At 62.9% G+C, this 26803-nt stretch carries 17 protein-coding genes and 1 pseudogene; 8 read left to right on the forward strand and 10 right to left on the reverse strand.

The window, feature by feature from the left end; translation table 11 throughout:
* Positions 1 to 99: 99 nt before the first annotated feature.
* Positions 100 to 1509 (reverse strand): NADP-dependent phosphogluconate dehydrogenase, encoded by a 1410-nt coding sequence (gene gndA, locus ABEG21_RS23515; protein ID WP_347558980.1) that lies wholly within the window; start codon positions 1507 to 1509, stop codon positions 100 to 102.
* A 439-nt stretch (positions 1510 to 1948) separates the two neighbouring features.
* Here gndA and ABEG21_RS23520 point away from each other — a divergent pair, with 439 nt between their 5' ends.
* Genes ABEG21_RS23520 through ABEG21_RS23530 form a run of 3 tightly spaced genes read left to right on the forward strand, consistent with a single transcriptional unit; the run spans position 1949 to position 6844 of the window.
* Positions 1949 to 3160 carry an efflux RND transporter periplasmic adaptor subunit gene (locus tag ABEG21_RS23520; RefSeq protein WP_347558981.1) on the forward strand — a complete coding sequence of 404 codons (1212 nt, stop codon included), beginning with the start codon at positions 1949 to 1951 and terminating at the stop codon, positions 3158 to 3160.
* 2 nt (positions 3161 to 3162) lie between these two features.
* Positions 3163 to 5232 (forward strand): ABC transporter permease, encoded by a 2070-nt coding sequence (locus tag ABEG21_RS23525; protein ID WP_347558982.1) that lies wholly within the window; start codon positions 3163 to 3165, stop codon positions 5230 to 5232.
* The gene (locus ABEG21_RS23530; protein WP_347558983.1) at positions 5225 to 6844 is read left to right on the forward strand and encodes a TolC family protein; all 1620 of its coding nucleotides are present in this window, start codon (positions 5225 to 5227) and stop codon (positions 6842 to 6844) included. Before ABEG21_RS23525 ends, ABEG21_RS23530 begins: the two co-directional genes overlap by 8 nt.
* A 39-nt stretch (positions 6845 to 6883) precedes the next feature.
* On the opposite strand, the gene ABEG21_RS23535 is transcribed toward ABEG21_RS23530, so the two are convergent.
* Positions 6884 to 8212, reverse strand: a complete 1329-nt coding sequence (locus tag ABEG21_RS23535; RefSeq protein WP_347559074.1) for an MFS transporter — start codon at positions 8210 to 8212, stop codon at positions 6884 to 6886.
* Positions 8213 to 8734: 522 nt separating this feature from the next.
* Between ABEG21_RS23535 and ABEG21_RS23540 the strand changes: the two genes are divergently transcribed.
* Positions 8735 to 10630, forward strand: coding sequence for an FAD-binding protein (locus tag ABEG21_RS23540; RefSeq protein WP_347558984.1), 1896 nt, complete (start codon positions 8735 to 8737; stop codon positions 10628 to 10630).
* A 59-nt stretch (positions 10631 to 10689) separates the two neighbouring features.
* Here ABEG21_RS23540 and nadA read toward each other — a convergent pair whose 3' ends face one another.
* The 7 genes from nadA to ABEG21_RS23575 form a co-directional block, all read right to left on the reverse strand.
* Positions 10690 to 11820: a quinolinate synthase NadA gene (gene nadA, locus ABEG21_RS23545; protein ID WP_347559075.1), complete on the reverse strand. Its 1131-nt coding sequence runs from the start codon at positions 11818 to 11820 to the stop codon at positions 10690 to 10692.
* 296 nt (positions 11821 to 12116) lie between these two features.
* Positions 12117 to 12782 carry a PepSY-associated TM helix domain-containing protein gene (locus ABEG21_RS23550; RefSeq protein WP_347558985.1) on the reverse strand — a complete coding sequence of 222 codons (666 nt, stop codon included), beginning with the start codon at positions 12780 to 12782 and terminating at the stop codon, positions 12117 to 12119.
* 135 nt (positions 12783 to 12917) lie between these two features.
* Positions 12918 to 14174 (reverse strand): DUF3443 family protein, encoded by a 1257-nt coding sequence (locus ABEG21_RS23555; RefSeq protein ID WP_347558986.1) that lies wholly within the window; start codon positions 14172 to 14174, stop codon positions 12918 to 12920.
* A gap of 208 nt (positions 14175 to 14382) precedes the next feature.
* Positions 14383 to 14955 (reverse strand): DUF2844 domain-containing protein, encoded by a 573-nt coding sequence (locus tag ABEG21_RS23560; RefSeq protein WP_347558987.1) that lies wholly within the window; start codon positions 14953 to 14955, stop codon positions 14383 to 14385.
* Positions 14956 to 15752: 797 nt separating this feature from the next.
* A complete protein-coding gene (locus ABEG21_RS23565; RefSeq protein ID WP_347558988.1) occupies positions 15753 to 17252 on the reverse strand; it encodes a cobyrinate a,c-diamide synthase in 1500 nt (499 codons plus the stop codon).
* Entirely contained in the window at positions 17252 to 17974 is a 723-nt protein-coding gene (gene cobO, locus ABEG21_RS23570; protein WP_347558989.1) for a cob(I)yrinic acid a,c-diamide adenosyltransferase, read from the reverse strand. Before cobO ends, ABEG21_RS23565 begins: the two co-directional genes overlap by 1 nt.
* Before the next feature lie 144 nt (positions 17975 to 18118).
* A complete protein-coding gene (locus ABEG21_RS23575) occupies positions 18119 to 18595 on the reverse strand; it encodes a cobalamin biosynthesis protein (RefSeq protein WP_347558990.1) in 477 nt (158 codons plus the stop codon).
* Positions 18596 to 18957: 362 nt separating this feature from the next.
* On the opposite strand from ABEG21_RS23575, the gene ABEG21_RS23580 reads away from it, so the two are divergent.
* On the forward strand, positions 18958 to 19272 hold the full coding sequence (locus ABEG21_RS23580; RefSeq protein ID WP_347558991.1) for a DUF4148 domain-containing protein: 315 nt from the start codon (positions 18958 to 18960) through the stop codon (positions 19270 to 19272).
* 23 nt (positions 19273 to 19295) lie between these two features.
* Here the strand turns inward: ABEG21_RS23580 and ABEG21_RS23585 are convergent, their stop codons facing one another.
* Entirely contained in the window at positions 19296 to 19964 is a 669-nt protein-coding gene (locus ABEG21_RS23585) for a winged helix-turn-helix domain-containing protein (protein WP_347558992.1), read from the reverse strand.
* A 203-nt stretch (positions 19965 to 20167) separates the two neighbouring features.
* Between ABEG21_RS23585 and ABEG21_RS23590 the strand changes: the two genes are divergently transcribed.
* The 3 genes and pseudogenes from ABEG21_RS23590 to cobN form a co-directional block, all read left to right on the forward strand.
* Positions 20168 to 21193, forward strand: a complete 1026-nt coding sequence (locus tag ABEG21_RS23590) for a redoxin family protein (protein ID WP_347558993.1) — start codon at positions 20168 to 20170, stop codon at positions 21191 to 21193.
* Positions 21194 to 21459: 266 nt separating this feature from the next.
* The gene (gene cobW, locus ABEG21_RS23595) at positions 21460 to 22617 is read left to right on the forward strand and encodes a cobalamin biosynthesis protein CobW (protein ID WP_347558994.1); all 1158 of its coding nucleotides are present in this window, start codon (positions 21460 to 21462) and stop codon (positions 22615 to 22617) included.
* Positions 22618 to 22651: 34 nt separating this feature from the next.
* A pseudogene (cobN, locus tag ABEG21_RS23600) lies at positions 22652 to 26758 on the forward strand (cobaltochelatase subunit CobN); the annotation flags it as partial.
* Positions 26759 to 26803 lie beyond the last annotated feature (45 nt).

Raw genomic sequence — 26803 nt, forward strand, 5'->3', positions numbered from 1 at the left:
GCGTTGCGATGTGGACACGAGGCGGCACGCCAAAAAAAATGGCCGGCAATGCCGACCATTTGGGTCATTTACACAGCGCAGGCGCGCTGGGGACCGTGATTACGCCCATTCGGCGTGGAAACTGCCCGGCTTGTCGGTGCGTTCGAACGTGTGGGCACCGAAAAAGTCGCGTTGTGCCTGCACGAGGTTTGCCGGCACGGTTTCCGAACGATAGGCGTCGTAGTAGGCAATCGCCGACGAGAACGCCGGGACGGGTACCCCCGCCTGGATCGCCGTCGACACGACGTCGCGCAGCGCCTGCTGGTACTGATCCGCGATGTCCTTGAAGTACGGATCGAGCAGCAGATTGGCTAGCGTGCCGTCGTTCGTATAGGCGTCGGTGATCTTCTGCAGGAAGCGGGCGCGGATGATACAGCCGGCGCGGAAGATTTTCGCGATCGTGCCGTAGTCCAGATCCCACTTGTACTCGTCCGACGCGGCACGCAATTGTGCAAAACCTTGCGCGTAGGAAATGATCTTGCTCAGATACAAAGCGCGACGCACGGATTCGATAAATGCAGCGCGATCGCCGGACAGCGGCTTCTTCTCAGGGCCAGTCAGCTTCTTCGAGGCTGCCACGCGTTCCGTCTTCAGCGACGACAAGACCCGGGCAAATACGGCTTCGGTGATCAGCGGCAGCGGCGCGCCGAGATCCAGCGCATTTTGGCTGGTCCACTTGCCGGTACCCTTTTGGGCTGCGCGATCCAGAATCATATCGACCAGGTAATTACCGGTCTCCTCGTCCTTTTTCTGGAAAATCTTCGTCGTGATGTCGATCAGGTAGCTATCGAGCTCGCCCTGATTCCACTCGACGTAGACCTTGCCCAGCTCTTCATTGGACAGACCGACGACCTGCTTCAGTACCCAATAGCTCTCGGCGATCAACTGCATATCGCCATATTCGATGCCGTTATGAACCATTTTGACAAAATGGCCGGCACCGTTCGGACCCATATAGGCAACGCAGGGATCGCCATTCGGCGCCTTCGCCGAAATTTCCGTCAGGATCGGTGCAACCAGGTCGTATGCTTCCCGTTGGCCGCCCGGCATGATCGACGGACCTTTCAATGCGCCTTCTTCGCCGCCCGACACGCCGGTGCCGATGAAGTGCAAGCCCGACTTGGCCAGCGTTTCATTGCGTCGGATCGTGTCGGTGAAATGCGTGTTGCCGCCGTCGATCAGGATGTCGCCCGGTTCCAGCAAGGGGCGCAGCGAATCGATCGTCGCGTCGGTACCGGCGCCGGCTTTCACCATCAGCAGGATGCGACGCGGCTTTTCCAGCGATTCGACGAATTCTTCCAGGGAGTAGGCCGGAACCAGCTTGCGGTCCGGGAATTCCTTGATCAGTTCGTCGGTCTTTTCCCGGCTACGGTTGTACACCGAGACCGCATGGCCGCGGCTTTCGATGTTCAAAGCCAGGTTGCGGCCCATCACCGCCAGTCCGACGACACCGATGGATTGTTTACTCATCTTCCTCTCCCTGGGAGCGATATTGCTAAAAATGGGTTCTTGGGGACCGATGGCCGGTACCAAGTATCTCTAAAAGCGTCCGATCCGATTGCGATCGTGGCGACGATTGCTTGCCATTGGCTTGCGAACGTCCTGCTGCGGCACCCTTGCGCCGCTCGGATCGTGCCGGATTTCTCGACCCGAACGCTACGGACCCGACTGCCACGGTTGGCGCGCAGCGAATTACCGCTAGTTTACTTCAGATACGGCCTTCCGGCCGAACGACACGCGCCTTCGGGTCATGCGGCCGACCGATGGCGACGCGTCATGCAGATTCAGCATCGTCTGATGTTCGATTGCCGCGCTTTTTTCTATAGTAGCGCTGTGCGCGATACCACGTGTCGTCACGATACGGGAGTGTCCGGGCGGCCCCGCTCCCGGAATCCCATTTGGAGATGATGTGCGACCGGACGATGGCAAGCGGGAAGCAGAGCGGCAGGCCGCCAAGACCGATGGGCCCGGCGCGCGCCAGGAAGCCGAAGCGCCTGCCGCTGCGAGCGGGAAGCGTCGCCTTAGCGCCATGCGCTCGTCCACGCAGATTGCCCTATCGGTGGCGGTGTTATGCGTGTCTCTCGGCGGGACAGGGATCGGATATCGGCTGTGGACCGGTAAGTCGATCAACGTGTTCGCCGTCGATCGGGGCGGGAATAAGCGTGATTCCGACGAAGACGGTAGATCGAACGAGGCGTCTGCTCCGGGTGCGGTGACTGCGGCCGCTGCCGCCGAGGGTCGGTCCGCCGGGCCGATCCGAGCCATCGGCTTGGTTAAACCGAGCCAATGGGTGGAGGTCGGCACGCAGCAAACCGGGCAATTGCGCACGTTGCACGTCAGCCCCGGTGATGCGGTGATGCAAGGTCAGTTGCTTGCCGAGATCGATCCCGATTTGGCCCAGAACGCGGTGGACGGAAAAGCGGCGGCCGTGGCGCAGGCGAACGCGGACTTGCACGTGGCACAAGCCGACTTGCAGTTGGCCCGGTTGCAGAAGGCCCGCGCGATGGGTCTGATGGCACACGACGCGATGGCGCGACGGGATTATGAACGGGCGAAGGCGGAATGGGCGCGGATGCGCGCCCGTGTCGAAGGCGGCCAGGCCGCCGTGCGTGCCGCGCAGATGGAATACCGTATCGCGTTGAAAAATCTGGAACAAACGCGTTTGCTATCGCCGATCGATGGCGTTGTCATCAATGTTCTGATCAAGGAAGGCCAGATGGTGGTGGGCGCGCAGACAGCGCAGGTCGTGCTCGAAGTTGCCAACCTAAAAACGATGACGATCGAGGCACACGTCGCCGAAGCCGATGTGCCCTACATCGAGGTCGGTCAAAAGGTGTCGTTTTCTATCCTGGCCGATGCCGGACAGCAATGGCACAGCACGCTGCGTCGCATCGATCCGGGCGCGATTCAAAAACCGGACACCGCGAAAGCCATCTATTACCGGGCTTTGTTCGATGTCGACAACGCGGACGGGAAGCTGCGGCCGATGATGACGGCGGAGGTGGCGATCACCGTCGGGGATGCCCGCATCGCCGACCTCGAGATTGGTGCCGACGTAGCCAGCGGAGCCAATGGTGACATAGGCCGTTCGCGACCGGCTTCCGGGGTCGAGGCGACGTGATTTTGTCGGATCGTCCTCTGCTGGTCATGACCGGCGTCTCGAAACACTATCCCGAGAGCGACAGCGCGCCCGCCGCGTGCGTATTGCACGACATCGATTTGACCGTTCATGCCGGGGAGTGGCTCGCGATCGTCGGCGCCTCGGGATCTGGGAAATCGACGTTGATGCATCTGCTCGGCGGCCTCGATCGTCCGACGGGGGGACGCTACCGCATCGATGCCGACCTGGCCGAGGGACGCCCCTGCCGTCGCGCTGTCGCTGACCAGGGCGGCGACCTGTCCGCGCCGTTTCCCACAATGGATGTCCTCGACATGACGCCGGCGCAGATGGCGCGACTACGGCGTGATGCATTCGGCTTTATTTTTCAACGCTATCACCTGCTGGACCATTTGGACGCGGCGGATAACGTGTCGCTGCCGGGTAGTTATCGGGGCAGTGTTCGGGCCGCGAGACGCCATCGTGCAACAGCGCTTCTGGCGGCGGTTGGACTGGCGCGGCATGGGGAACATTTGCCGGCAGCGTTATCCGGCGGACAGCAGCAGCGCGTCAGTCTCGCCCGCGCGCTGATGAACGACGCCGATGTGATCCTTGCCGACGAGCCGACCGGCGCCTTGGACAGTGCCAGTGGCGACACCGTATTGGACTTATTGCGGCGGCTGCACGCGAGCGGGCGGACACTGATCGTCGTCACCCATTCGCAGGAAGTCGCCGAGGCGGCGCAGCGCATCGTGACGATGCGCGACGGTCGGATCGTATCGGATTGTTCGAATCCGCGATTTGTCGCCACGGTGGAGGGCGGCGCGTCGTCCGCGGTCGATAGTACGAGCCCTTATCCAAGCGCCACGAATGAAACACCGCGCGGGCAGTTGCTGCGACGCCTCGGCCGCGGTCGGGAACATCTCGGTGCAGCATGGCGGATCCTGCGACGAAATCGGATAAGAACCGGTTTAATGGTGCTCAGCATCATGATGGGGATAGCCAGCGTGGTGTTGATGCTGGCAGTGGGCGCCGGCGCGCGGGACAAGCAATTGGCCGAAATTCGCAGCTACGGCGCCGACGCCACATATCTACTGCCCGGAAGCGGGCCATCCGATCCCCGGGCGGGGCTGATTGAAACGCTGACCTTGCAAGACGCCGCGGCGTTGCGCAGATTGCCGCAGGTAGCGAGCGTGTCCGCCATCACGTCCGCCTCCGGTCAAGTCGTGCGGGGCGCGATCAAGAGCGATGCGACGGTCTACGGTGTCGAGGCGGATTATTTCGCCACCAGTCCGCGGCGCTTTTTCGCCGGGAGCATGTTTGGCGCAGGCGCATTGACGCGCCAGGCAGCGGTGGCGGTGATCGACAGCAACGGCTATAAGACACTCTTTCCAGACGGACGGTCCGCCCTCGGTGAGCGGATCCTGGTGGGGAAGGTGCCGGTGATGGTCGTGGGCGTGACCGATGTCGAAGATAACGGGCTACCCCAAATGGGGCTGGAAATTTATATGCCGGTGACGGCGGTCCAGAGCCGCTTCAGCGGGCGTCGCCATATCGATTACCTGAAGATGAGTCTGCGACCGGAGCCGTCGATCGATGCGTCCGAGGCCGCCGTTTCGGTCGCGCTTGCGGCGCGGCATCGTAAAAAGGATTTTCACATGATGTCTTCGACCAAATACATCGAGAGCCAGAAACGGACTGCGCGCACGATGGGGATCGTCATGTTGCTCTCCGCCGCGATCGCATTGAGTATCGGCGGCATAGGGGTGATGAATATGATGCTTGTCGCCGTACGCGAGCGCGTAGCGGAGATCGGCATCCGTATTGCCGTCGGCGCGCAACGGCGGGACATCGCTCGGCAATTCCTGTTGGAGGCCTTGCTTATCTGTCTGTTCGGCGGCGTAGCCGGCGTTTTGCTCTCGTTGGCAGTCGCATCGATCATGCCGTGGGCCGCGCCTAGTCTGCCGCTGCAACCGACGTCCGCCTCGCTGATTGGTGCCTGCCTTGGATCGATTGCTATCGGTATTACCTTTGGGCTATTGCCAGCGAGACAGGCCGCGCGCATGGACCCGATCAAGGCCTTGACCGATGGTTGAGCGTCGCGGCCATGTTTTTCAACCGTTCGTGCCATCGCGCACGAAAGGCCTCGAAGGAAAGAAACGTCGCGCTCTGCGCGCTGCAACGCTGATCATTGGTCTGATAGGCGTGCAAGCGTCGGTGGTCACTGCCGCGCCGGGGGCCGCGGTGTCGGCACTTACTGAGCCGCGTGCGCGCGTGGCGGCGTTTGAGTCGCCGACGGTGCTGGGAGGTACGATTGTGCCGCCCGAGACGTTGGCACAGCCTTCGGACATGCTGTGCGACGCGCCGACCCCGGGGGAGAGCTGGCAGCGCGATGTTGGCGATACCCGTCTCGACGCAGTCATTGCGATTGCCTTGCGCGACAATGTCGCGCTCAAGGAAAGCAGCGCACGGCTCGGCCAGGCAGAAGCGCGGCGTCGTGCCGAGGGCGCGGCGCGTGGGCCGCAGGCGGATGCCGATGTGCGGTATGACCGCCGCGATCCACTGGCTTCCGGTGAGGACCCATGGCGAAACAACCGATCGGAATTCAGGACGGCTTTCACCGTCACGCAGGATCTCGACCTGTGGGGACGCTTGCGCGATAGACAGCGCGGCGCGCGATTGCAAGAGGCGCAAGCCCGATTCGAGCGCGACGATACCCGTCGCCAACTGATTCTGGCGGTCGTAAAAGCCTACTGGGAGCAAGCTTATTTGAACGAGAAGGCCGTCTGGCTCAGGGCGCTCCAGGATATTGCGCGACAGCGCGTCATGATCATGACGGCGCGTTATGACAACGGCGACGTCGCCATGGACGACCTGGCAACCGCGCGTGCCGACGCCCATCAACGTGATATCGAATGGGCGCAACTCGAAGCACGCGTCAGTAAATCGGGCTACACGTTGGCGCGGCTCATGGGGCAGGCACCGGGTGTCACCGATTCCATCGCCATCGTCTCGAAGCGGCCCAGCGGTCTCCTGGCGCGGATGGCGGACCGAGCACGCACCCTTCCTGCAATGATCGGCTTTCACGACGATGCACGACTGCCTTCGGCTCTCCCCGACATTCCCGCGGGGTTGAGTGCCGCGCAGTTGCAGTGCCGCCCGGACATCCGCGCGAGTGCCGCCGCCTTGTCCGCTTTCGCGGCCGAAGCGGCAGTCGTGCGGAAGGACTGGTATCCCCGCCTCAGTTTGACGGCAGGGCTCAATGCAAGCAGCCCCAGCCTCTTATCCTTAGTGAACGCGCCGATGGCCGTGTTGGCCGGCATGGTCAAATTGCCGTTTCTAAATCCTGGCCAGCGCCATCGCATTACCGAGGCGGAAGCGCGCTACGAGGCGGCAGAAACCCGTTATCTGCAGCAATGGCAAACATCGCTCCGAGACGTTGCCGATGCACTGGCGGAGGCGAATCGCGCCTTGATCGCGCGGACAAACGAAGAAAGCAGGCAGGTGGATCTGAACAAAGCCGAACGCCTAGCCGAACACCGATATCGGGCCGGCGAGATCGCTGCCGCCGACTGGCTCGATCGACGAGAACAACGAATCCGCGTGGAAATGGCGCTGCTGGCGGAGCGGCGTGATGAAGCGGTCAGCGTTGTCCAAGTGGTTCAGGCGCTGGGCGATGGAACGCGCATGGCAGCACTGACGCGATGACGACGTTGCCATGCGTCCGCTCGGCTGCGCGACGCCGTCTCAGGCCTGTTTGGCAGGGCTATCCGGTTTGGACATCATCCGCGCCCCGCTGGCGATGCCGCCGAGCAATGCAAACACGGCGCCCCAGACAATCGACATCAGTGGGCCGTGATGACCGGAGAGACCAAAACTCAACGCCACCAGGGCCGAGCCGGATGACTGCCCGAACAATCGTGACGTCCCCACGACGCCGCTTGCGCTACTGGCGCGTTCGGGTGGGGCGCTCGACATAAACGCTTTCAGATTCGGCGACTGATAGAAGCCGAATCCAATGCCGCAGCAGGCCATACGGATCACGATGCCGAGCGAGGAAACGTCGCTCGGCATCCAGACGAGCGACATCAGGGATGCGCTCATGAAGATCAGACCGATGCCGCATAGTACCGAGGGCGGATAGCGATCGGAGAGGCGTCCGGCAAAGGTGGCGATCGCCGCAACGCAGAACGACCACGGTGTCATCAGAAAACCGGTCGCGATCTGGTCGCGTCCTAGCGTCGTTTCAAAATAAAACGGCAGGGACACGAAGGCGAGACCTTGGACGGAAAAGGCGCATACCGCCGTGGCCGCGGATAACGAGAAAGCAGGGCGACGGAAGAGGTCGATCGGCAACATCGGCGCCGGGTGACCGGCTTCCCGCTTGACGAGGAGCCATAAAGCGCTGACGCCGATCGCCAGCGCCGACAGGTCGATCCATACGGATGCCTGTTGCGAAAATTCGATAAATGCAAAAAGAATGGCCGCGAAACCCAAGCCGTTCATCGCGGCAGCGATGGCATCGAAGCGCGTGGTGCGGGGCGGCGGTTTCGGCAGATAGGGCAGTGCCAGCGCGATCGCGACCATGCCGATAGGGACATTCAAGGCGAATAACCAGGGCCAACTACTGACCGACAGCACCAGCGACGCCACCGTCGGTCCGATCGCCATGCTCGAGCCGGCCACCAAGGCATTCATGCCAACGCCGCGCCCCAAACGATGCGCAGGATAAATAAAGCGGATCAGCGCAATATTGACCGTCATCATCGCGCTGCCGCCCAGGCCCTGTGCGATACGAGACAGTGTCAGAAGCAGAAGCGACGGCGACAGCGCGCAGCCCAACGATGCCAGGGTGAAAACCACCACTCCGCAAAGGAACACCCGTTTCAGACCAAAACGGTCGGCGAGGGCGGCCAGCGGCAACATCGTGGCGACCATCGCCAACTGATACGCATTGATGATCCAGACCGATTGTGCCGGCGTCACGTGGAGATCGCGCGCCATCGATGGCAGCGCGGTATTGGCGATCGCGACATCAAGGCAGGCCAAGCCGAGCCCGGTCATCAAGGCAGCCATGCCCTTGCGTTGCTCCGGCGTCAACGACCCGCTCTTGTTCGGGTCGACGCTGAGCGTAGCGCGGCCGTCACCGGCGGCCGTTGCAGACAGCGCCGCGCCTGCTTTACTTGCGGCGGGCGTCGAGCCGGCCAGCTCGGGCGGCGTAGTACTCGCGGGGACGCTGGGGGCTCGGGGAGGCGTACGCGGCGGGACTTGCCTGGCCGGTGCGCCTTGCATGTGATCGTCGGACATGAACCTGCGCCAGGCGGACAAATTTGTAAGACATCTATTTTGCCACGTCAAATGTCTGACGTCAGGGATTTCCATCCGGCGCGCGTGGCCGGACCTTGCGCTGTACCGAAGGCGTTGTGTAAGCGATGAAGTCGTATTATGGGCGGGTTGCCACAAGGGCATCGCCGTACGCAAACGGACTTGCGGCGGTCTCCCACGCGTTCATGCCAATGACGGCATAATGCGACGGCAACGCTAAAGCACAGGGTCAGGCCGGTCGCTGTGGCCCAGAGGGACGGAAGGGACGAAGGCATGAAGACGAATACAGAGACTGCGCGGCAGGCGGCGCTTCGGCAAACGGCGGGCGATCCATCGTGCGGCGGCGACGGGATATCGAGTACGGCGCCGATCATCGTCGTCGGCGCCGGTCTGGCCGGTCTGACCGTTGCCTTGACGCTGGTCGAGCAGGACGCGGCATGTGAAGTGATCGTGCTGGCCAAGCGTCACGCGATGGAGGGCGCGAGCGATCGTGCGCAGGGTGGGATCGCGGCGGTGCTCGACGCGACGGATAGTGTCGACGATCATGTCCGCGATACCTTGGTCGCTGGCGCCGGGGTGTGCGACGAACCGGCGGTCCGCGCGATCGTGGCAGCCGGCCGGGAGTCGATCGATTGGCTGATCGCACAGGGCGTGGCATTCACGCCCGACGACGAGGCCGAGCTCGGCTATCACTTGACGCGGGAAGGCGGTCACTCGCATCGGCGCATAATCCACGCGGCCGATGCCACCGGTCATGCGGTGCTCACCGCGGTCCATGCTCGGGCGCGCGAGCATCGGCGGATACGCTTTTTAGAGGAGACCCAGGCGATCGACCTCGTGGTCAGCGAAACCGGATCGCGTCGATGTGTCGGCGTGTCGGTTCTGGACCGGGAGAGCGGCCAGTGCACGACGCTAGCCGCCCGGGCAGTCGTGCTGGCGACAGGCGGCGCGGGCCAAGTCTACCCGCATACGTCAAATCCGGCGACGGCGACCGGCGACGGGATCGCGATGGCCGCGCGCGTCGGCTGCCGCGTTGCAAATCTCGAATTCATTCAGTTTCACCCTACCTGCTTGTATGAGGCCGCGGTGGAACGGGATCTTGCTGCGACGACGCGCGCCGAGTCGGACACGTCGGCTGTTGCGTCGCCGTCCGCGGCGCAGCGCGAGTGGACGTTCCTCATTTCGGAAGCCGTGCGGGGCGAGGGCGGCATCCTCCGTCGGCCCAACGATGGATATCGTTTCATGCCGGCGCTCGATCCGCGTGCCGAGCTGGCCCCTCGGGATATCGTGGCTCGCGCCATTACGCGTGAGATGTTGCAACATGGGCTGGACTATGTGCATCTGGATATCAGCCACCAGTCGGCTGATTTTCTCGAAACGCATTTCCCGACGATTCTCGCGCATTGCCTGACGCGCGGCATCGATATGCGGCATGAGCCGATACCGGTTGTCCCAGCGGCGCATTACACCTGCGGCGGCGTTGTCACCGATACGTCCGGCCGCACCGATTTGTCGGGTCTGTTTGTCGTCGGTGAAGCGGGTTGCACGGGACTGCATGGCGCGAATCGGCTCGCGAGCAATTCCTTGCTGGAGTGTGTGGTGATCGGCCGTAATGCCGCCGCGGCGCTGCAGGCCATGGCGCGCACGCCGGAAGACGGCATCGCCACGGCAATCGATCAGACGTCGGCCGCGCACGCCGGCGCACCGTCCGATGTGCCAAGGCAAGACGTGGTCGAACCGCGCACACGCGCGGGTGACGGCAATGTCGGCAACGTGAACGCAGCGGTGTCGGCGGGATTGGAAAGTGCGATCGATCCCGTGGTCGTACGGACGGCCTTGCGTGCCTTGATGTGGCAAGCCGCGGGAATTCAACGTGACGGGGCGAGTCTGCTGTTGGCGCAACGCCAGATCGCCGCATGGCGCGCGGCCATGGGCGACGCGGGAAGCGTTGGCGACATCGAGCAACTGGCGGCCAACACGGCATCGGCAACGCAAATGACCCTTCTTGCCACGCGGCGCATCGATTTACGCAATCTGCTGACCATCGCCGCGCTGATCGTCGATGGCGCCGTGCAGCGTGCCGAAAGCCGGGGTGCGCACTACCGCTTCGACGCGCCGCATACCTGGCCGAAAGGCTTGCCGACGATCCTGATGGGGAGCGCGGCCTGATTCCGGGCAAGCGACCCGATTGCAGCAGACACGCGTCGCGCGCGTCTGCTCGACCTCGATCAGGCAGCGCCGATATTGCCGTACAGCGCCTGGTCTTTTTCCAAATCGCCGCTGGCTTGGACGCGCTGCTTCCGGGCCGCGGCGAACTCGAGCATCCGGCTGATCGGCCGCAATGCCTTTTCCGCGATGGCATGATCGACATGCACTTCGCCATGTCCGTGTTCGAGCGCGTCGGCCAGGTTTGACAAGCCGTTCATCGCCATCCACGGACAATGCGCGCAGCTCTTGCAGGTCGCGCTATTGCCTGCGGTAGGTGCCGCGATAAAAGTCTTATTTGGCGCCGCCTGCTGCATCTTATGCAGAATACCGAGATCCGTCGCAACGATAAAAGTGGCGGCATCCAGCGTGACGGCGGCATCGATCAATTGTGATGTCGATCCGACCACATCGGCCTGCGCCACCACGCTAGCGGGCGACTCCGGGTGTACCAGCACTTTCGCGTCCGGATATTGCGCGCGCAGATCCACCAGTTCGGTGCCTTTGAACTCGTCGTGAACGAGACAGGCGCCCTGCCACAGGAGCATATCGGCGCCGGTCTGCTGCTGAATATAGCTACCGAGATGGCGGTCCGGCGCCCACAGAATTTTCTCGCCGCGCGCATGCAGTGTCCGGACGATATCGAGCCCGATCGACGACGTCACCATCCAGTCGGCCCGCGCTTTCACCGCTGCGCTTGTGTTGGCATAGACAACGACGGTTCGATCCGGATGGGCATCGCAGAATGCCGCGAATGCGTCGGCGGGACAACCCAGGTCCAGCGAACAGGTGGCATCCAGATCCGGCATCAGGATGCGTTTCTGGGGGCTGAGAATCTTGCTGGTCTCGCCCATGAAACGAACGCCTGCCACGACCAGCGTCTGAGCCGGATGATCCCGGCCGAATCGCGCCATCTCGAGCGAATCCGCCACGCAACCGCCGGTTTCTTCCGCCAGCGCCTGTAGTTCCGGATCAACATAGTAGTGCCCGACCAGTACTGCGTTCTCGCGTGCCAGCAACGCCTTGATCCGCAGTTTCAGCGCCTGTTTTTCGTCGGGCGATGCCTCGGGCAGCACCTTTGCCCACGCCTGACCGATGCTGCAACTGGCATTGCCAGCGTCGGGGCGGTCGAATTCGATAGGCCGTGTGTCCATCGATGCGCTGGCGTGCACGGCCTTTCTATCGTGCAGGTCGGAATCATTCGTCTGCTGCGTCTGCCGTGCATCCGCGGTGACCGAGGTCGTCATGCCGTCTCCTTGGCGCGTCCGATTGAAATTATCGGACCGATAGCGCTTTGCAAGCCTCTTGCACGGGCCGACGCCGCGTCACGATGCCATCGGACCGGGTCGCGCTTCTGGCGTCGTCTTCTAGGAGACTTGCAAACAAAGGAGGGATTCTAGCCGAAAACGCCATAACGCTATGGCGCACGGTGAAGGGTGGTGGCCCGCGATTAAAACGACGACGCGGCGGCCGACAGGATCGCGATGGTCGAGGCCGCGAAGATCGTGAAGCCGATCAGACGGCGTTTATTCAACTCCGACCACAGAATCACGCCGGTAATCGACAGCAGGATCATCGCGCCGCCAAAGGTATCGGCGAGCAGGATCCAGACTGGTGACATCCCGTTGCTGCGGTGCAGATTCTCGATGACGCCAATGATGTTGTGTTCGACGCGAGTGACTTTGACGTCGGAAGCGCCGGCCCAGTACTCGGCGTCGAGTAGCGTGTTAGGCCCGGAAAAGCGGATCTGCCAATGTTCCGGCTGTTGCACCGTTTCGTCGCCCCAGGCAACGGCCTGCGCCGGCTCGCGCGAGACACGAGCGGGCGCATGACTCAACTTCAACGACTGGCGCAACCACGCCGCCATCGCCTTTGGCGATTGCTGCGCTTCAGGCGGTACCGTCAACTGAACGCTAGAGCGCGTGGGTGGCGGCAAGGGGATGCGCATCACTGCACGGTGGTTCTGGAAGATGCCGGTCAACCCGAAAAGCAGGCCGGCGATGGCGCCCCACAACCCGAGCCACCCATGGATACGTCGGAGCCATTTCAGAAAACGGCTGCGCGCGGAGCCTTTCGAAGCCGGGCGGACCCGGGGAGCAGTGGTGGCGGTGTGCATCCGAACAGAATCAGCGAGCTTGAGTGCGCGTAATGTACGCGTAAAACATTTAAATGGCAATGATTCTCATATGCATCTAAATGTCATAAATCTCGCGGGCGCTTCCTTGCCCGCGAGATCTCGCCACGCGTCGAATTAGAAGGCGACGAAAGGTCCCGTGCCGCCGGGCGTGGATACACCGGAGATGGCGGTAAAGACGCTGCGACCGAAGAAGAACGGCAGGCCAAGATCGAGGTCCGTCATGCCCGAGGGATAGCCCGCCAGGCCCGGCAATGCGTTGTTGCCGGCATTGTTCGCGTTATACGTCGTGACCGTATTGTCGACGACGAAGGAAATCGCCGCCGACGTGGCGTTATCGGATCCCGACAGCGTTGCCGATTGCGTCATCGACGCGGTCGGGCAGTAGAAGGTGGAGAAACCGCTTTGCGAGCATTGCGTGATGCTGCTCGGGAAGTAGATGCCATTCGAGCCGCTATCGATAAACGACGTGATCGCGCTGCCGTTGTACGAACCGTTGAAGGTCAGGCCATTCGTCTTCAATACCGTCGCCGATCCCAGCGCATTGTTCGTCCCGGTACCGATGCCGAAGATCAGCAAGCCGGTGGCGCTGCTCTGGCCGCCGCTGGCCACGGACGGCAATTGCAAGACCGTGCCGTTGTTGTCGGACGTGAATTGCGTCACCGGATGCGGCAACTGTTGGGCGACAGGCAAGGTGACGTCCGTGCAGGTGCCCAGCGCGCAGCCGTAGTAAATATGATTCGAGGTGCTTGTCGCGCAGCCGCTACCGCAATCCTGCGGCAACTGGCCGATACCCAGCACGCCATTCGCGCCGAATCGGGCGACCGTGTCGACTTCGTATCCGGTCAGCGCGTTCACGCAGCTGCTCGGTGCCGACGGGACGCTGCTGTCGTGCATCAAATGCACGCGCATACCCGACACGCTCTTGCTGCCGATCTTCACGTCGGCGGTACGCATGCCGCCCCAGCCGTAACCCGATGCGAAGTTCACGCATTCGGCCAACGTCGCACCGCTCGACGTCGACACGGTCGGCAGCGTGACCGTCGTGGCCGAGGAGATCAGGCGCAGGCCGACGGATCCGGTATCCACCAGGATGTTATCGATGGTTTGGCAGGTCGAGGTGCCCGGCACGCAAACCGTCACGCTGACCGTGGGAATATTGCGGAACGCATTGCCCCCTACCGAAGAACCGATCGTCACCGCGACCGCATTTGTCGCAATGGCCGCGGCCGATGTTGTTGCAGTGTTGGCGTTGCTGTTGGCATTGCCGGAAGCGGTACTGCTGCTGCCACCGCCACCGCCGCCGCATGCGGTCAGGATGAAAGCGGACAAAGCGGCGGCCAGGGCCCAACGGGTCCGAGAATAAAACGTCATGATCAATTTCCGAAATCGAGACTGGCGCCAACCGACTGGTAACTCGGGAGAAACGGTGTCAGTCACACCGCCCGCGGAGGGTTACAGTCGTGTCGCGCACGCGCGCCGAGACGACCGCAACCCATCCGGCTCTCCCACAAAGGGGCCTGTCGCGCATGAAGCGTTGAAGGGATTCAGCTAGGGGTGAAGCAGGGGACGAAGGCGCGTGTCAGCGAAGATTCGTCGGAGAAAAGCCGGATGGCAGGGCGCTCTTCAGGTAGGCCAGGCCGTGATAGGCCTGCATCATGCCGCCCGAGAACACCACCAGATCACCGTTATCCATCGTCATCGGACCGTGTGCATTGCCCGCTGCAGCATTTGCCGCGGCGCCGCTGCGCATGTCGGCGGCATGCGTACCGAGCAACTGACCCAGATTCGGTACCGCCGGGCCCGACCACGAAATCGCGAAGACAACGCCGGCGGTTGTCGCGTACTCGTTGACCGTCGTGCCGAGATCGGTCTTGATCGTCGTGACCGCGTACTGCGCGGCGGACGTGGCGCTATTGCCGACGTTCACGCCCACTGCATTGACGCTCGCAACCGCCGCGCGCTGCGTCGTCGTCGAGGTACCGCCGAGGGCGGCGTGGTCCTGCGTGATCGATGCCGCGTTGCCGCCCAATGCTGCATGCGCCGACATCGCGGAGGACATCAACAGGATGGCAAGCATCAATGCCAGCAACATGGCTTGAAAATTCAAACGACCGTGAAACACAACGCCGCACACGGCGGACCCGGTTTTCATCGTGCGCGACGCGTTTCGCGCTTCACTTTGGTAAAAATTACGATGTTGACTAGGCATGAGTTAAGAAGATGCAGCGAGGAACCTATTCAGTTCCGTAGATTATGAAATCCACCCGCTATTGCTTACATCTGTTGTATTACTTCGGGGAATTTCTGCGATTTTTATCAAACATCAGACGATTTCCGGTTATCTCCCGCCGTGTGTTTTATCGTCAGTGCATGGATATGAATCTTACACGAGCGTTTGAACGGATCGCGATAAAAGGCATAGTCATTGCGATTAAAACAACACTCACATGTTGTTTAAAAGTGACCTAAATCGAAGATTTTAAATTATACAAACGTCCGCATTTATAAATACATACGTACGTAGTAAATAGTTTTATTGAATACGCAATTGCTTTAAATCTTCCCGGCTGAGTCGTATAAATTGCTATTGAAAGCCTATTGAAGTGATAGGCCCTCTCAATCGCTAGGCCTTCGTCATACGTATGGCCGGAAGTTCGGCTCAGAAGCGCATGTTATGGCGCGAAATGGCTGATCATTCAGCGATTTCGGAGGCCAGGCGCCGTAAAATCACACACTTCTCCGCGTCGTTCAGGGTTTTCCAAGCCTTGATTTCGGTTCGCGGTCTTGAGCAGCCGACGCAAAACGTACGTGTGAATTCGTCGAGCTTGCAGATATTAATGCATGGCGACCCAATTGGCGTGCTATTCAGCGCGTTTTGAATTTTTTGCAAAAGAACTACATGATTGTCAGCGGGCGCCGACGTGGGATTTTCTTGCGTCATGGAAACGATTAGCTCAGCGTGGCGATCAGCCAGTCGACATTCGACGGCCAGTAAGCGTGGAAATAGGTGGCGGTGATACCGCCCAGCCGGTAGACGGGCTCCCCGCGAGAATGACGCGTGGCGTGTCGGGTCTCGGCGCTGGCGGTCAGCGTCGTGGTCAGGCGGGAGTAATGGAAGGTGTGTCCGCGTACTTCGCCCAGGGGCGTATCCAGCCGATGCATGCCGAGCGCAGCCAGCTTGGGTTGCATCACCGACTCGCCTGGCAGGATGCCGAGCATCGGCCAGCGGCGCCCGTCGATGTCGGTCAAGCCAGCCATCAGATAAAGCATGCCGCCACATTCGGCCAACGTCGGTCGGCCGGCTGCGATATGCGCGCGAATGGCGGCGGCGGTGTGCTGCGCACCCACCAACTGCGCCGCATGTAATTCGGGATAGCCGCCGGGCAGGATCAGCGCGTCTGCGCCATCGGGTACCGCTTCGTTCGCCACCGGAGAGAAGGTGACGACCTGAGCACCGAGGGTTGCCAGCAAGGCCAGATTGGCCGGATACAAAAACGAAAAGGCCGTGTCGCGCGCGACAGCGATGCGGCGACCTGACAGCGGACCCATGCCGACAGGCTGCTCCGGCTCGGACGGCACGGAGGCAGAGAAGCGCGGCGCACTCGGATGCGCGGCAGTATTGGCCTGCCGCGCATCAGGCGCCTCGAATACGACCGGAGGTGGCAAAATCGCGCACATTGCCCGATCTCGCGCCGCGTCGTTGATCGCCTGGTTGCCATTATCCCCCGTCGATGTGCCGGCGTTGCCACTCGGGCCGGGAGCCGGCGCGCCGATCCCCAACTGCGTCAGAGCGGAGGCCAGTCCGTCCGCGGCCGCGTCGAGCCGCGCGTCCAGATCGGCGATCTCCTGTGCTTGCGTGAGACCCAGATGACGGTCCGGTAGTGTTATCGCGGCATCGGGTGGAAGATGGCCACACCAATGAATGCCCTCGGGAAGGCTCGACTTCAGGCTCGCGGCGTGCGTGGGAGAGGCGACGCGATTGGCCAGCACGCCGTGAAACGGCAGCGTGGGCCGATAGCGGGCGAGGCCGAACGCCAGTGCGCCAAACGTATGCGCCATCGCTTGGGCATCGATGACCGCAAGTACCGGCACGCCAAAGCGCTCGGCAAGGTCCGCGCCGCTCGGCTGGCCGTCGAACAGTCCCATCACGCCTTCGATCAGGATCAGGTCGGCCTCGCGCGCCGCATCGGCCAATATCGACCGGCAGGCGTCCTCTCCGACCATCCACAGATGGAGCGACCAGACCGGTGCGCCGGATGCCCGCGCGAGTATCATCGGATCGAGGAAGTCCGGGCCGGTCTTGAAGACCCGCACGCGACGTCCTTGACGGGTATGCCATCGGGCGAGTGCGGCCGTGACGGTGGTCTTGCCCTGATTCGACGCCGGTGCCCCGATAAACAGTGCCGGGCAGGACGCCGACGCATCGGGCGCTTGTTCGAACACCGCCATCAAAATTCCACGCCGCGCTGCGCTTTTACCCCTTGTTCCTTATACGGGTGCTTCACTACCCGCATTTCCGTGACCAGATCGGCCGCTTCGATTAAGGCGTCGGCGGCATGCCGACCGGTGATGACGACGTGCACCATGTCCGGACGCGACTGCACGACCGACAGCACTTCGTCCAAAGGCAGGTATTCGTACTTCAACACGGTATTCAGTTCGTCGAGGATGACCATCTGATACTCGCCGCTCTCGATCATCCGACGCGCGATGTCCCATCCTTCACGGGCAGTGGCGATGTCCTCGTCGCGATTCTGCGTGGTCCATGTATAGCCATGTCCGACGCTCACGAACTCGCATTGCGCGTAGGCCTGCAGCAAGTCGCGCTCCGACGTGTGCAGCGCCCCCTTGATGAACTGCACGACCCCGAGCCGCATGCCATGGCCGATGATCCGCAGGCCCATGCCGAAGGCAGCGGTGCTCTTGCCTTTGCCGTTGCCGGTGTTGACGATCAGGAGGCCTTTTTCATTGGTCGCTGCAGCTTGCTTCTTGTCGAAGCCGGCCTTGCGGCGTTGCGCCATCCGCAAGTGGGCATCGCCGTCCGTGGCAACACTATCGCCGCCACTGTCTTGCTGCGCCTCGACAGGCGGGGTGGTTTCGGATGGGCTGTTGCCGGCATCGAGCGGGCTTGCGAGGGGCGGGGATGACGGCATGGGCTTGAGATCGGACATCGGTATCGTAAAACGGGCAATAAGCGAATGGCAGGTCGGCAGGGCGGCGCTTCGAGGCTAGGCTGGCGTGTGCGCCTGCGGAACCGTCGCACCCTACTGGAGCGAGTCGGCTCCGACGATACCACAGACCGCGGCAGCGCCGATTCAGCGGGCGAGTGGGGCAAGCGGGGCGAAGGGAGCGACGATGGCGACGGTCACGTCACCGAAAACGGTTTTCGGAAGCAGCACCGCGCCGGCAGGACAGGCCGCACGCGCGGCGGCCTCGCAAACATTTTCGATGCCAAAGCGTCGGCGCACCGCATTGGGCGCTGTCAGGTCGCCGTCTGGCGCGGGCGCCCCCGACGCGACCGTCGTATTCAGCGCATGGGCCAAGGCTTCAACGGAAAACAGGCGCAGCGGCACGTTATGCCGTTCGGCAAACGCCAGCAGGCCCACTTCGTTGGCCTTGGCCTCGATGGTGGCCAGGAGCGCCAGCGTGGGCCGGCTGAAGCGGTCCGTTTGCGGTATGCGCGCCAGCGCGGTTCGTATTGCCGATGCGATGGCATCGGTGGTAACGCCGCGGCGGCAGCCGATGCCGACGACCAGTGCCCCTACCCGGCCATCTCCGTGGGCCGCACGCACAGAATCCGTATTCCCATTCGCCTCCGATTGCGGCGATTGGTCTGAATGAAACCACGGCGGTTCAGAAGACATGCGGCGATATAAAGGCGTCAGTGCAGGGTAACTACCCTATTGGCGGGGCTTGGCGTCTATGCGTGTGCGGTGCATGTCTGATGGTCTCACATTCGATGACGCGCCCGTCATCTTCTCATCACGTTTACGCACCGCCCTGTAGGCAAACTGCAAGCAAGTCTGGCTCATCGGCCAGCGACAGCACCGCAGGATCAGGAGCGTCAGGCCAGCGTTACCGTAGTCGGCCATCTGCTTTCGGGCAGCATGCTCCCTGATCCCACGGCACGCAATAGTCAATGGGAGAGAAAGTCATGGAAGCGAAGCGATTAGCGATGTCGGTATGTGTCGGTCTGGCGGTGTTCGGCCTGGCTGCGTTACCCGCCGCCTATGCGTCGGATGCGGCAACCACCTCGACACTCCGGGTAATAGAAGGGACGCCGCCGGCGCACGAAAGCGGTAAGACACGTGCACAAGCGCGGGAGGAATTGCTGATCGCCTGGTGCGATGGCACGCTCCAGCACGACGCCAGCGATGTAAATTACCCGTATAGCGCGGAGAGTATCGAGCGCACCCGTAGTCTACGGTCGGGCAAGCCCATCCCGGGCGTGAAGGCACGATGCCGTTAAGCGGGTGGGGGAAGTCCGCGGTGTTACCGCGGCTCTAAGACATATCCCATGCCTCGGACCGTGTGGATCAAAGGCTGGGTGGCGTCATCGTCGATTTTGGCCCGCAGGCGACGAATGGCCGCATCGACTACGTTGGCATCGCTGTCGAACGTGGTGTCCCAGACGTGCGCGAGAATGGTCGTGCGCGTCAAGACCTGCGATGCGCGGCGCATGAGCAGCCACAACAAGGAAAACTCCTTGGCGGTCAACAGTATAGGGCGCGCCCGGCGGTGGGCCTTGCGTTGATCCAGATCCAATTGCAGATCGCCCACTTCGATTCGGGTCGGCGCACGGGCCGGACCACGACGCAGGATCGCCGTTACGCGTGCAGCGGCTTCCGCGGTCGCAAACGGCTTCAGCAGCACATCGTCGGCGCCATCATGCAATGCGTCCAAGCGTTCGCCGAGATCGTCGCGCGCGCTCAGCATCAGCGTCGGTGTGGGACGCCGCTGTTGAATTTCGCGCATCAGCGCGATGCCATCGGCCCCCGGCAATTCGGTGGCGATGATCAGCAGGTCGTGCTGCGCCTCCATCGCCTCGTGCCGTCCCGACGGCGCGTTGTCGCACGTATCCACCGTGTGCCCCGATTGCGTCAGTGCATCACGCAAGGCCCACGCTGTCGTACGGTCCGCATCGATGATTAGGATTTTCATATGACCAATCCTATCTATCTCGCGCGGAAAGCGCATTTAGACCGGTCCTAACTTGTTGATTGACATCGCATATGATTGGTGCAGGATAGGGGCGGAGCGGCCCGGTTCGGGCGCTATAATCGCCGGGGCCCGCTGTACGCCGCCTTCGATTGCGCGATTGACCCCTTCTTTTCAACACCGAGTGTGCTCGCCGATGTGGTCTCATGCCTGATTCTGCTTTTCCCCTGACAACACACAGTGCCGATGCCTCCGTTGCGACGACGCTGTCGGACTTCGGTTCGACCATCACTGCCGCGGTCGCGCCCAAGGCCTCGTTTGTCGTCGCCGGGATTCCAGTCACGGCGCCGATGCTGCAATGGCTTGCCGTGGCAGCTATCTGCATGGCGCTGGCCTGGATCTTTGCGCGGCGGCGGCATACGCATATCGAACCCTCGATGTGGTGGGCGGCGATTGGCGGGGTTTTCGTCGGCAGGCTGGTCTATCTCGGTCAGAATTGGCCGGCCTATGCGCTGCGAGAGGGCGCGTTCACGGGCACGAATGCGCATGATGCGAGCGTGTCGGGATCGGGCGTCTGGAGCTGGTTCGTGCAATTGATCGATCTGCGCGATGGCGGGATGTCGATCGGCGCAGGACTTGCCATCGCGCTGATCGTCCTGATCGTCGCGGGATGGCGACGCAAGGGGCTTCGCACGCCGCTCGCGGCAACCGTTTGCGCGGCATGCGTGATCTGGTGCGGGGCGGGCGCGGCACTGCATGTCGGTGCCATGGGGCGTCCGGCATTGCCTGATTGGCGCTTTGCCGCGCTCGATGCCCGAGCGCCGTTAGCGGCATCCACCGCAGTGCCGGTCGAAAATGTGCAGTTGCTGGCGCGCAAGCGCCAGCCGACCGTCGTCAATCTCTGGGCAACGTGGTGCGGCCCTTGTCGCCGCGAGATGCCGGCGCTGGCGCGGGCGCAGCAGGCCTATCCGGGCGTCCACATCGTCTTCGCGAATCAGGGCGAAAACGCGGCACAGGTAACAGCCTATTTAGCGAGTGCCCACTTGTCGTTGCAGAACGTGGTGCTGGATAGCGACGCACGACTGGGTGCGCGATACCGTAGCAGCGTCGTGCCGACGACGCTGTTCTTCTACGCCGACGGCGGGTTTGCCGATGTGCACTTCGGTGAATTGTCGGAGCCCGCGCTGCACGCGGTGCTTGACAAGCTCCTGGCGGCCGATCGACGCGGGTAATGCCCGGAAGTCTGGGACGTCCCGAGCCCGGGGACAAAGGCCCCGCTTGGCCAGGCGCGCACGTCCGCCGATCGGCCAATCTTGACGGAGCAGGGACCCGGGCCTAGACTGCACGCGTGGCCGGCGGGGGGCAATGCGTCCCCGCCGGCATGCCTGACCGGTCATTGCCACGCTCGCGCGGCCCTTTGCTGCGTGGGCGTTTTCTTTTTTTTCGACGCGCCGCCGCTTCGGCGCGTGTTTTGCAGCCTTTCTTCTGGAGCGCCAGCATGCAGTTGCGCAAGATTCCCGTTACCGTCGTTACTGGTTTCCTCGGTAGCGGTAAGACCACCTTGCTCCGCCATATCCTGCAACACGCGCAAGGCAAGCGGATCGCCGTGATCGTCAACGAATTCGGCGAACTCGGCATCGATGGCGACATCCTGAAAGGATGCGGCATCGGCTGCGAGGTGGATGCGGAGGGGAATGTGGGCGCCGAGCGCGCGGGCGAGCTGTACGAGTTGGCGAATGGCTGCCTGTGCTGCACGGTGCAGGAAGCGTTTTTCCCCGTGATGGAGGCGTTGGTCGAACGGCGCGACCAGATCGACCACGTATTGATCGAAACCAGCGGCCTGGCCTTGCCCAAGCCGCTGGTACAGGCATTCAATTGGCCGTCGATCAAAAACAGCTTTACCGTGGATGCGGTCATCACCGTGGTGGATGGCCCTGCGGCAGCCAGCGGGCAGTTTGCCGCGAATCCGGCAGCCGTCGACGCCCAGCGCCGCGCCGATCCGAATCTGGACCACGAATCCCCGTTGCACGAGCTGTTCGAGGACCAATTGTCGGCGGCGGATCTGGTGATCCTCAATAAGATCGATATCCTCGATCCGGCGGACCGCGCGGGCGTGGAAGCACTGATCCGTGGCGAGATCCCGCCGCACGTCAAAATCGTGCCGGCATCGATGGGCCGACTCGACCTGCATGCTTTGCTTGGGCTCGAAGCGGCGTCGGAGGACAACATCCATCTGCGGCATGACCATCACGGCGCGGACGACCCGGATCATCATGATCACGACCACGACGAATTCGATTCCGTGTTGGTGACCGCGCCGGTAGCGCGTCGGGAGCAGGTGACGGCGGCACTCGAAGCATTGGTGGCCGCGAATACCATTTACCGAATCAAGGGTTTTGCCGCGTTGCCGGGTGCGGCGATGCGCCTGGTCGTGCAGGGCGTGGGGCGCCGCTTCGACAGCTATTTCGACCGTCGCTGGACCGATGCCGAGCGCACGGCCCTGTCGACCGCCGACGGCACGATGCAGAGTCGCTTCGTCCTCATCGGCGAAGACCTCGACGGCGCCGCATTGCAACAGGCCTTCGACGCGGCACTGGCCTCGGCTGCCGGCGCGCAGCACGCGGCCAACCCCACGGGGTCCGGCGCGCTCGTCTGAGCGTCGCCGACCCGTTATCGCGTCGCGTTAAGGCATGCACTTACTGCGCACCACGCCAGGCGGATTCGTCGACGATAGCGCCGGCGTGATCCGTATCGAGCAGACCCCGGCCGACATCGTCGTGCTCAGTTCCGCCGATACCACCTTGTCCCTGTTGGCGCAGGCCTGTCAGCGCCTTCAGACCGAGGGTCTGCCGTCCCTCCGCCTGGCGAATCTGGCGTTTCTGCGCCAGCCAGGCGCTATCGATTTCTATGAAGCCGATGTCCTGCGTCAGGCACGACTGATCGTTGTCGATCATTTGGGTGGCGAAAGCTATTGGCCTTATGGCATCGAGCGCGTGACGGCGATCGCGCGCGAGCAAGGGACCGCCTTGGTCATGTTTTCCGGCGATCTGAGCGAGGACGCGAGTCTGACCGCACGGAGCACGGTGGCGCCCGCAGTGTGTCGCCAGTTATGGCGCTATTTGCGCGAGGGCGGCGCTGGGAATGCGGCGTCCTTCCTGCGTTATCTGGCCCATCTGGTCGATACGCAACGTAGCGGGGACGCGCGAGGCGTCGGCTCTGACGACGCAGACGCCGACGCGGCCGCGCGTGCGGGCCTGTCGCGATCCGCACGCTTCCCCGTCCCGCCGCCTCCGGCGCCGCTGCCCGCAGTCGCGCTCTACCATCCCGACGTGACAGTTGCGGCGCTTGCCGATTGGCAGGCGCGTTGGCATCGCACCGCGGACGGCGGCTTTGCGCCGACCGTGGCCGTGGTGTTCTATAAGGCGCATTTGCAGTCCGGCAACACGGCGGTGTTCGATGCCTTGTCCGATGCCTTATCGTCGCGTGGCTTGAATCCGCTGCCCATCGCGATCACGTCTTTGAAAGACGCTTTGAGCGCCGATGGTCTGCGGCAGGTCTGTGCGCAGGCGGACGTGGCCTTGGTGTTGAATACGACGGCGTTTGCCGCGGCATCGATCGATCGGGACGAGATCGATGGTGCCGATAGTGCCGACTGGTATGCCGACGACACCGCGTCGTCGGCCTCCGTTGCGGTATTCGGCGATGTCCCGGTCCTGCAGCTGATCCTCAGCGGCGCGAACCGTGACGACTGGCTTGGCGACGAGCAAGGGCTGCGCGCGCGTGACGTCGCCATGCATGTCGCCCTGCCGGAAGTGGACGGGCGCATCATCACCCGGGCGATCAGCTTCAAGGGGCTGGACTATCACTGTCCGTTGACGCAGGTCGATGTGGTCCGTTATCAGCCCGATCTGGAGCGCGTCGCGTTTGTCGCCGAGCTTGCGCGGCGCTGGTGCCGCCTGCGGACGCTGCCGCCATCGGAAAAGCGTCTCGCGCTCGTCATGGCGAACTATCCGCAATCGGAAGGGCGCATTGGAAATGGTGTCGGTCTGGATACGCCGGCGTCGGTGGTCGGCATCCTCGCTGCGTTGCAAGCGCAGGGATATACGCTCGACGCCACGGTTCCTGCCGATGGCGACGCATTGATGGCGACGCTGCTCGCAGGGGTCACGAATGATCCGACGACCCGTCCGTTGCGCGCGGCATGGCAGAGCCTCCCGATGGCGCAGTATCGCCGCATGTTCGATGCATTGCCGGAAGCGTTGCGCACGGCTGTCCGCACGCAGTGGGGTGAGCCCGAGGCGGATCCCTCCGTGCGGCAAGGGCGTTTCATGATCGCCGGCAAGCGCTATGGTCAGGTCTTCGTCGGTATCCAGCCGTCGCGCGTGTTGGCGGGACAGGCGCCGGATGCCAGCGGTGACGCCACCGACGTCTATGCGAGCTATCACGACGGGACGATCGCGCCGCCGCACGGCTATCTGGCCTTCTATCTCTGGCTGCGCGAAAGTTATGCGATCGACGCGGTGGTGCATGTCGGCAAGCACGGCAATCTCGAATGGCTGCCGGGCAAGAGCGTCGCCTTGTCCGCGGCATGCTGGCCCGATGTGATCCTCGGGCCGATGCCGCATCTGTACCCGTTCATCGTCAATGATCCGGGCGAAGGAAGCCAGGCGAAGCGTCGCGCGCAGGCGGTGATCATCGATCATCTGATGCCGCCGCTCACGCGCGCCGAGACCTATGGGCCGCTCCAGGACCTGGAAAGGCAGGTCGACGAGTACTACGAAGCACTGATGGTCGATCCGCGTCGCGCGGTATTGTTGCGGCGCTCCATTCTGCAAACGATCGTCGAACACGGCTTGCACGAGGAGCTTGGCATGCCGTTGCCGACGAATTCGTCCGGTGCCGAGGCTGGGGCGGACCGCGACGGCGAGGACGCGCTGTTGACGCGTGCCGATGCGTATCTATGCGAGCTGAAGGAGGCGCAGATCCGCGACGGGTTGCATACGTTCGGCGTGTCGCCTGTCGGACGTCAGCGGCGCGACACGCTGATGGCGTTGGCGCGTTTTCCCACCGGTGACGGCCAGGGTGCGCGAGCCGGTTTGATCCAGGCGCTGGCGCAAGATCTCGGTCTCTGCGACGTTGCGCCGTCCGCAGCCGATTGCCTTACCGGCGACGCGCCCGATGCCTCGCCGCGGATCGCGCAGCACTTGCCCGACGGCGAGGGCGGGGTGCCGCAGGGCGCCTATGATCCTTTGCGCGCCGATCCCGCAATACCGTGGACGGGGCCGCGCCCGGCGTGGCTTTTACAGCAGGCGGACGATCCGTGGCGGCATCACGGCGATACGCGTGAACGGCTCGAATGCCTGGCATTGGCCTTGATAGAAAGCGGTGATGCCGCGCGCGACATGCCTACCGCGCTTTCCCCGGATCGTTATCCGTTGGAGACATGGCCGACCGCGCGCGCGGTGATGTCGCGTATCGCGCAGCAGATCGCGCCGAGACTCGATGCCTGCGGTACGCAGGAGATGCGGCAACTGCTGCGCGGGCTGTCGGGGCGATTCGTCCCGCCGGGCCCGAGCGGCGCGCCGTCGCGTGGCCGCCCCGATGTGCTGCCCACGGGGCGGAATTTCTACTCGGTGGATACGCGAGCGCTGCCGACGCAATCGGCTTGGGCGCTCGGCCTCAAAGCGGCAAATCAGTTGGTCGAGCGACACCTGCAAGATCACGGGGACTTTCCGCACGCGGTCGGCTTGTCGGTGTGGGGCACGGCGACGATGCGCACCGGTGGCGACGACATGGCGCAGGCATTCGCGCTGATGGGCGTGCGCCCGAAGTGGGCGGCAGGATCGCATCGCGTGACCGATTTCGAGATATTGCCGGTCAGCATATTCAACCGACCACGGATCGACGTCACGCTGCGCGTCTCCGGCTTTTTCCGCGATGCCTTTGCGAATCTGATCCATCTGTTCGACGCGGCCGTGCAAGCCGTCGCCGAGCTCGACGAAGACGCCGAGACGAATCCGATTCGCGCACGGGTGCAAGCGGAGCGCGACCGCATGATCGCCGAGGGCAGGCCGGCCGAGGAGGCACGTCGGCGCGCCGGCTGGCGGGTCTTCGGTGCGCGGCCCGGGGCGTATGGCGCGGGTATTCAACAAGCGTTGGACAGTGGTAATTGGCAAACGGATGGCGATCTCAGCGATGCCTACCTGCGCTGGGGGGGCCATGCCTATGGCCAGGACGATGCCGGTGTCCCTGCGCAGGACGCGCTGGCCGCGCGCTTGCAGGACGTCGACGTAGTTGTACAGAACCGGGACAACCGCGAACACGATGTCCTCGATTCGAGCGACTATCATCTTTTCCAAGGCGGTATGACGGCGGCGGTACGGCACCTCTCAGGGCAGCAACCGGCCGTCTATGTCGGCGACCACAGTCAGATCGATGTTCCGCGCGTGAAGACGTTGCGCGAGGAAATCGCCTTCGTGATTCGGTCCCGTGTGGTCAATCCCAAATGGATCGACGGCGTCAAACGTCATGGCTACAAGGGCGCGGCGGAACTTGCCGATACCGTCGATTGCGTCTATGGCTATGACGCCACGGCGCGCGTGGTATCCGATCACCAGTATGCGATGATCGGCGATGCCTATCTGCACGATGCGGAGACGCGTGCTTTCTTGACCGAACATAATCCGCAGGCGTTACAGGCGATCTGCGAACGGATGTTGGAAGCTATGGGGCGCGGTCTATGGCAGTCGCCAGGAGACCATCGGGACCGTATCGAGCAGTATCTGCTCGCTGCGGACGCGATTGCCGAAGGGGCGATGTCGTCGTCGCCGGGTGCCGCGACG

It is taken from the genome of Robbsia sp. KACC 23696, assembly GCF_039852015.1.
Classification (GTDB): Bacteria; Pseudomonadota; Gammaproteobacteria; order Burkholderiales; family Burkholderiaceae; genus Robbsia.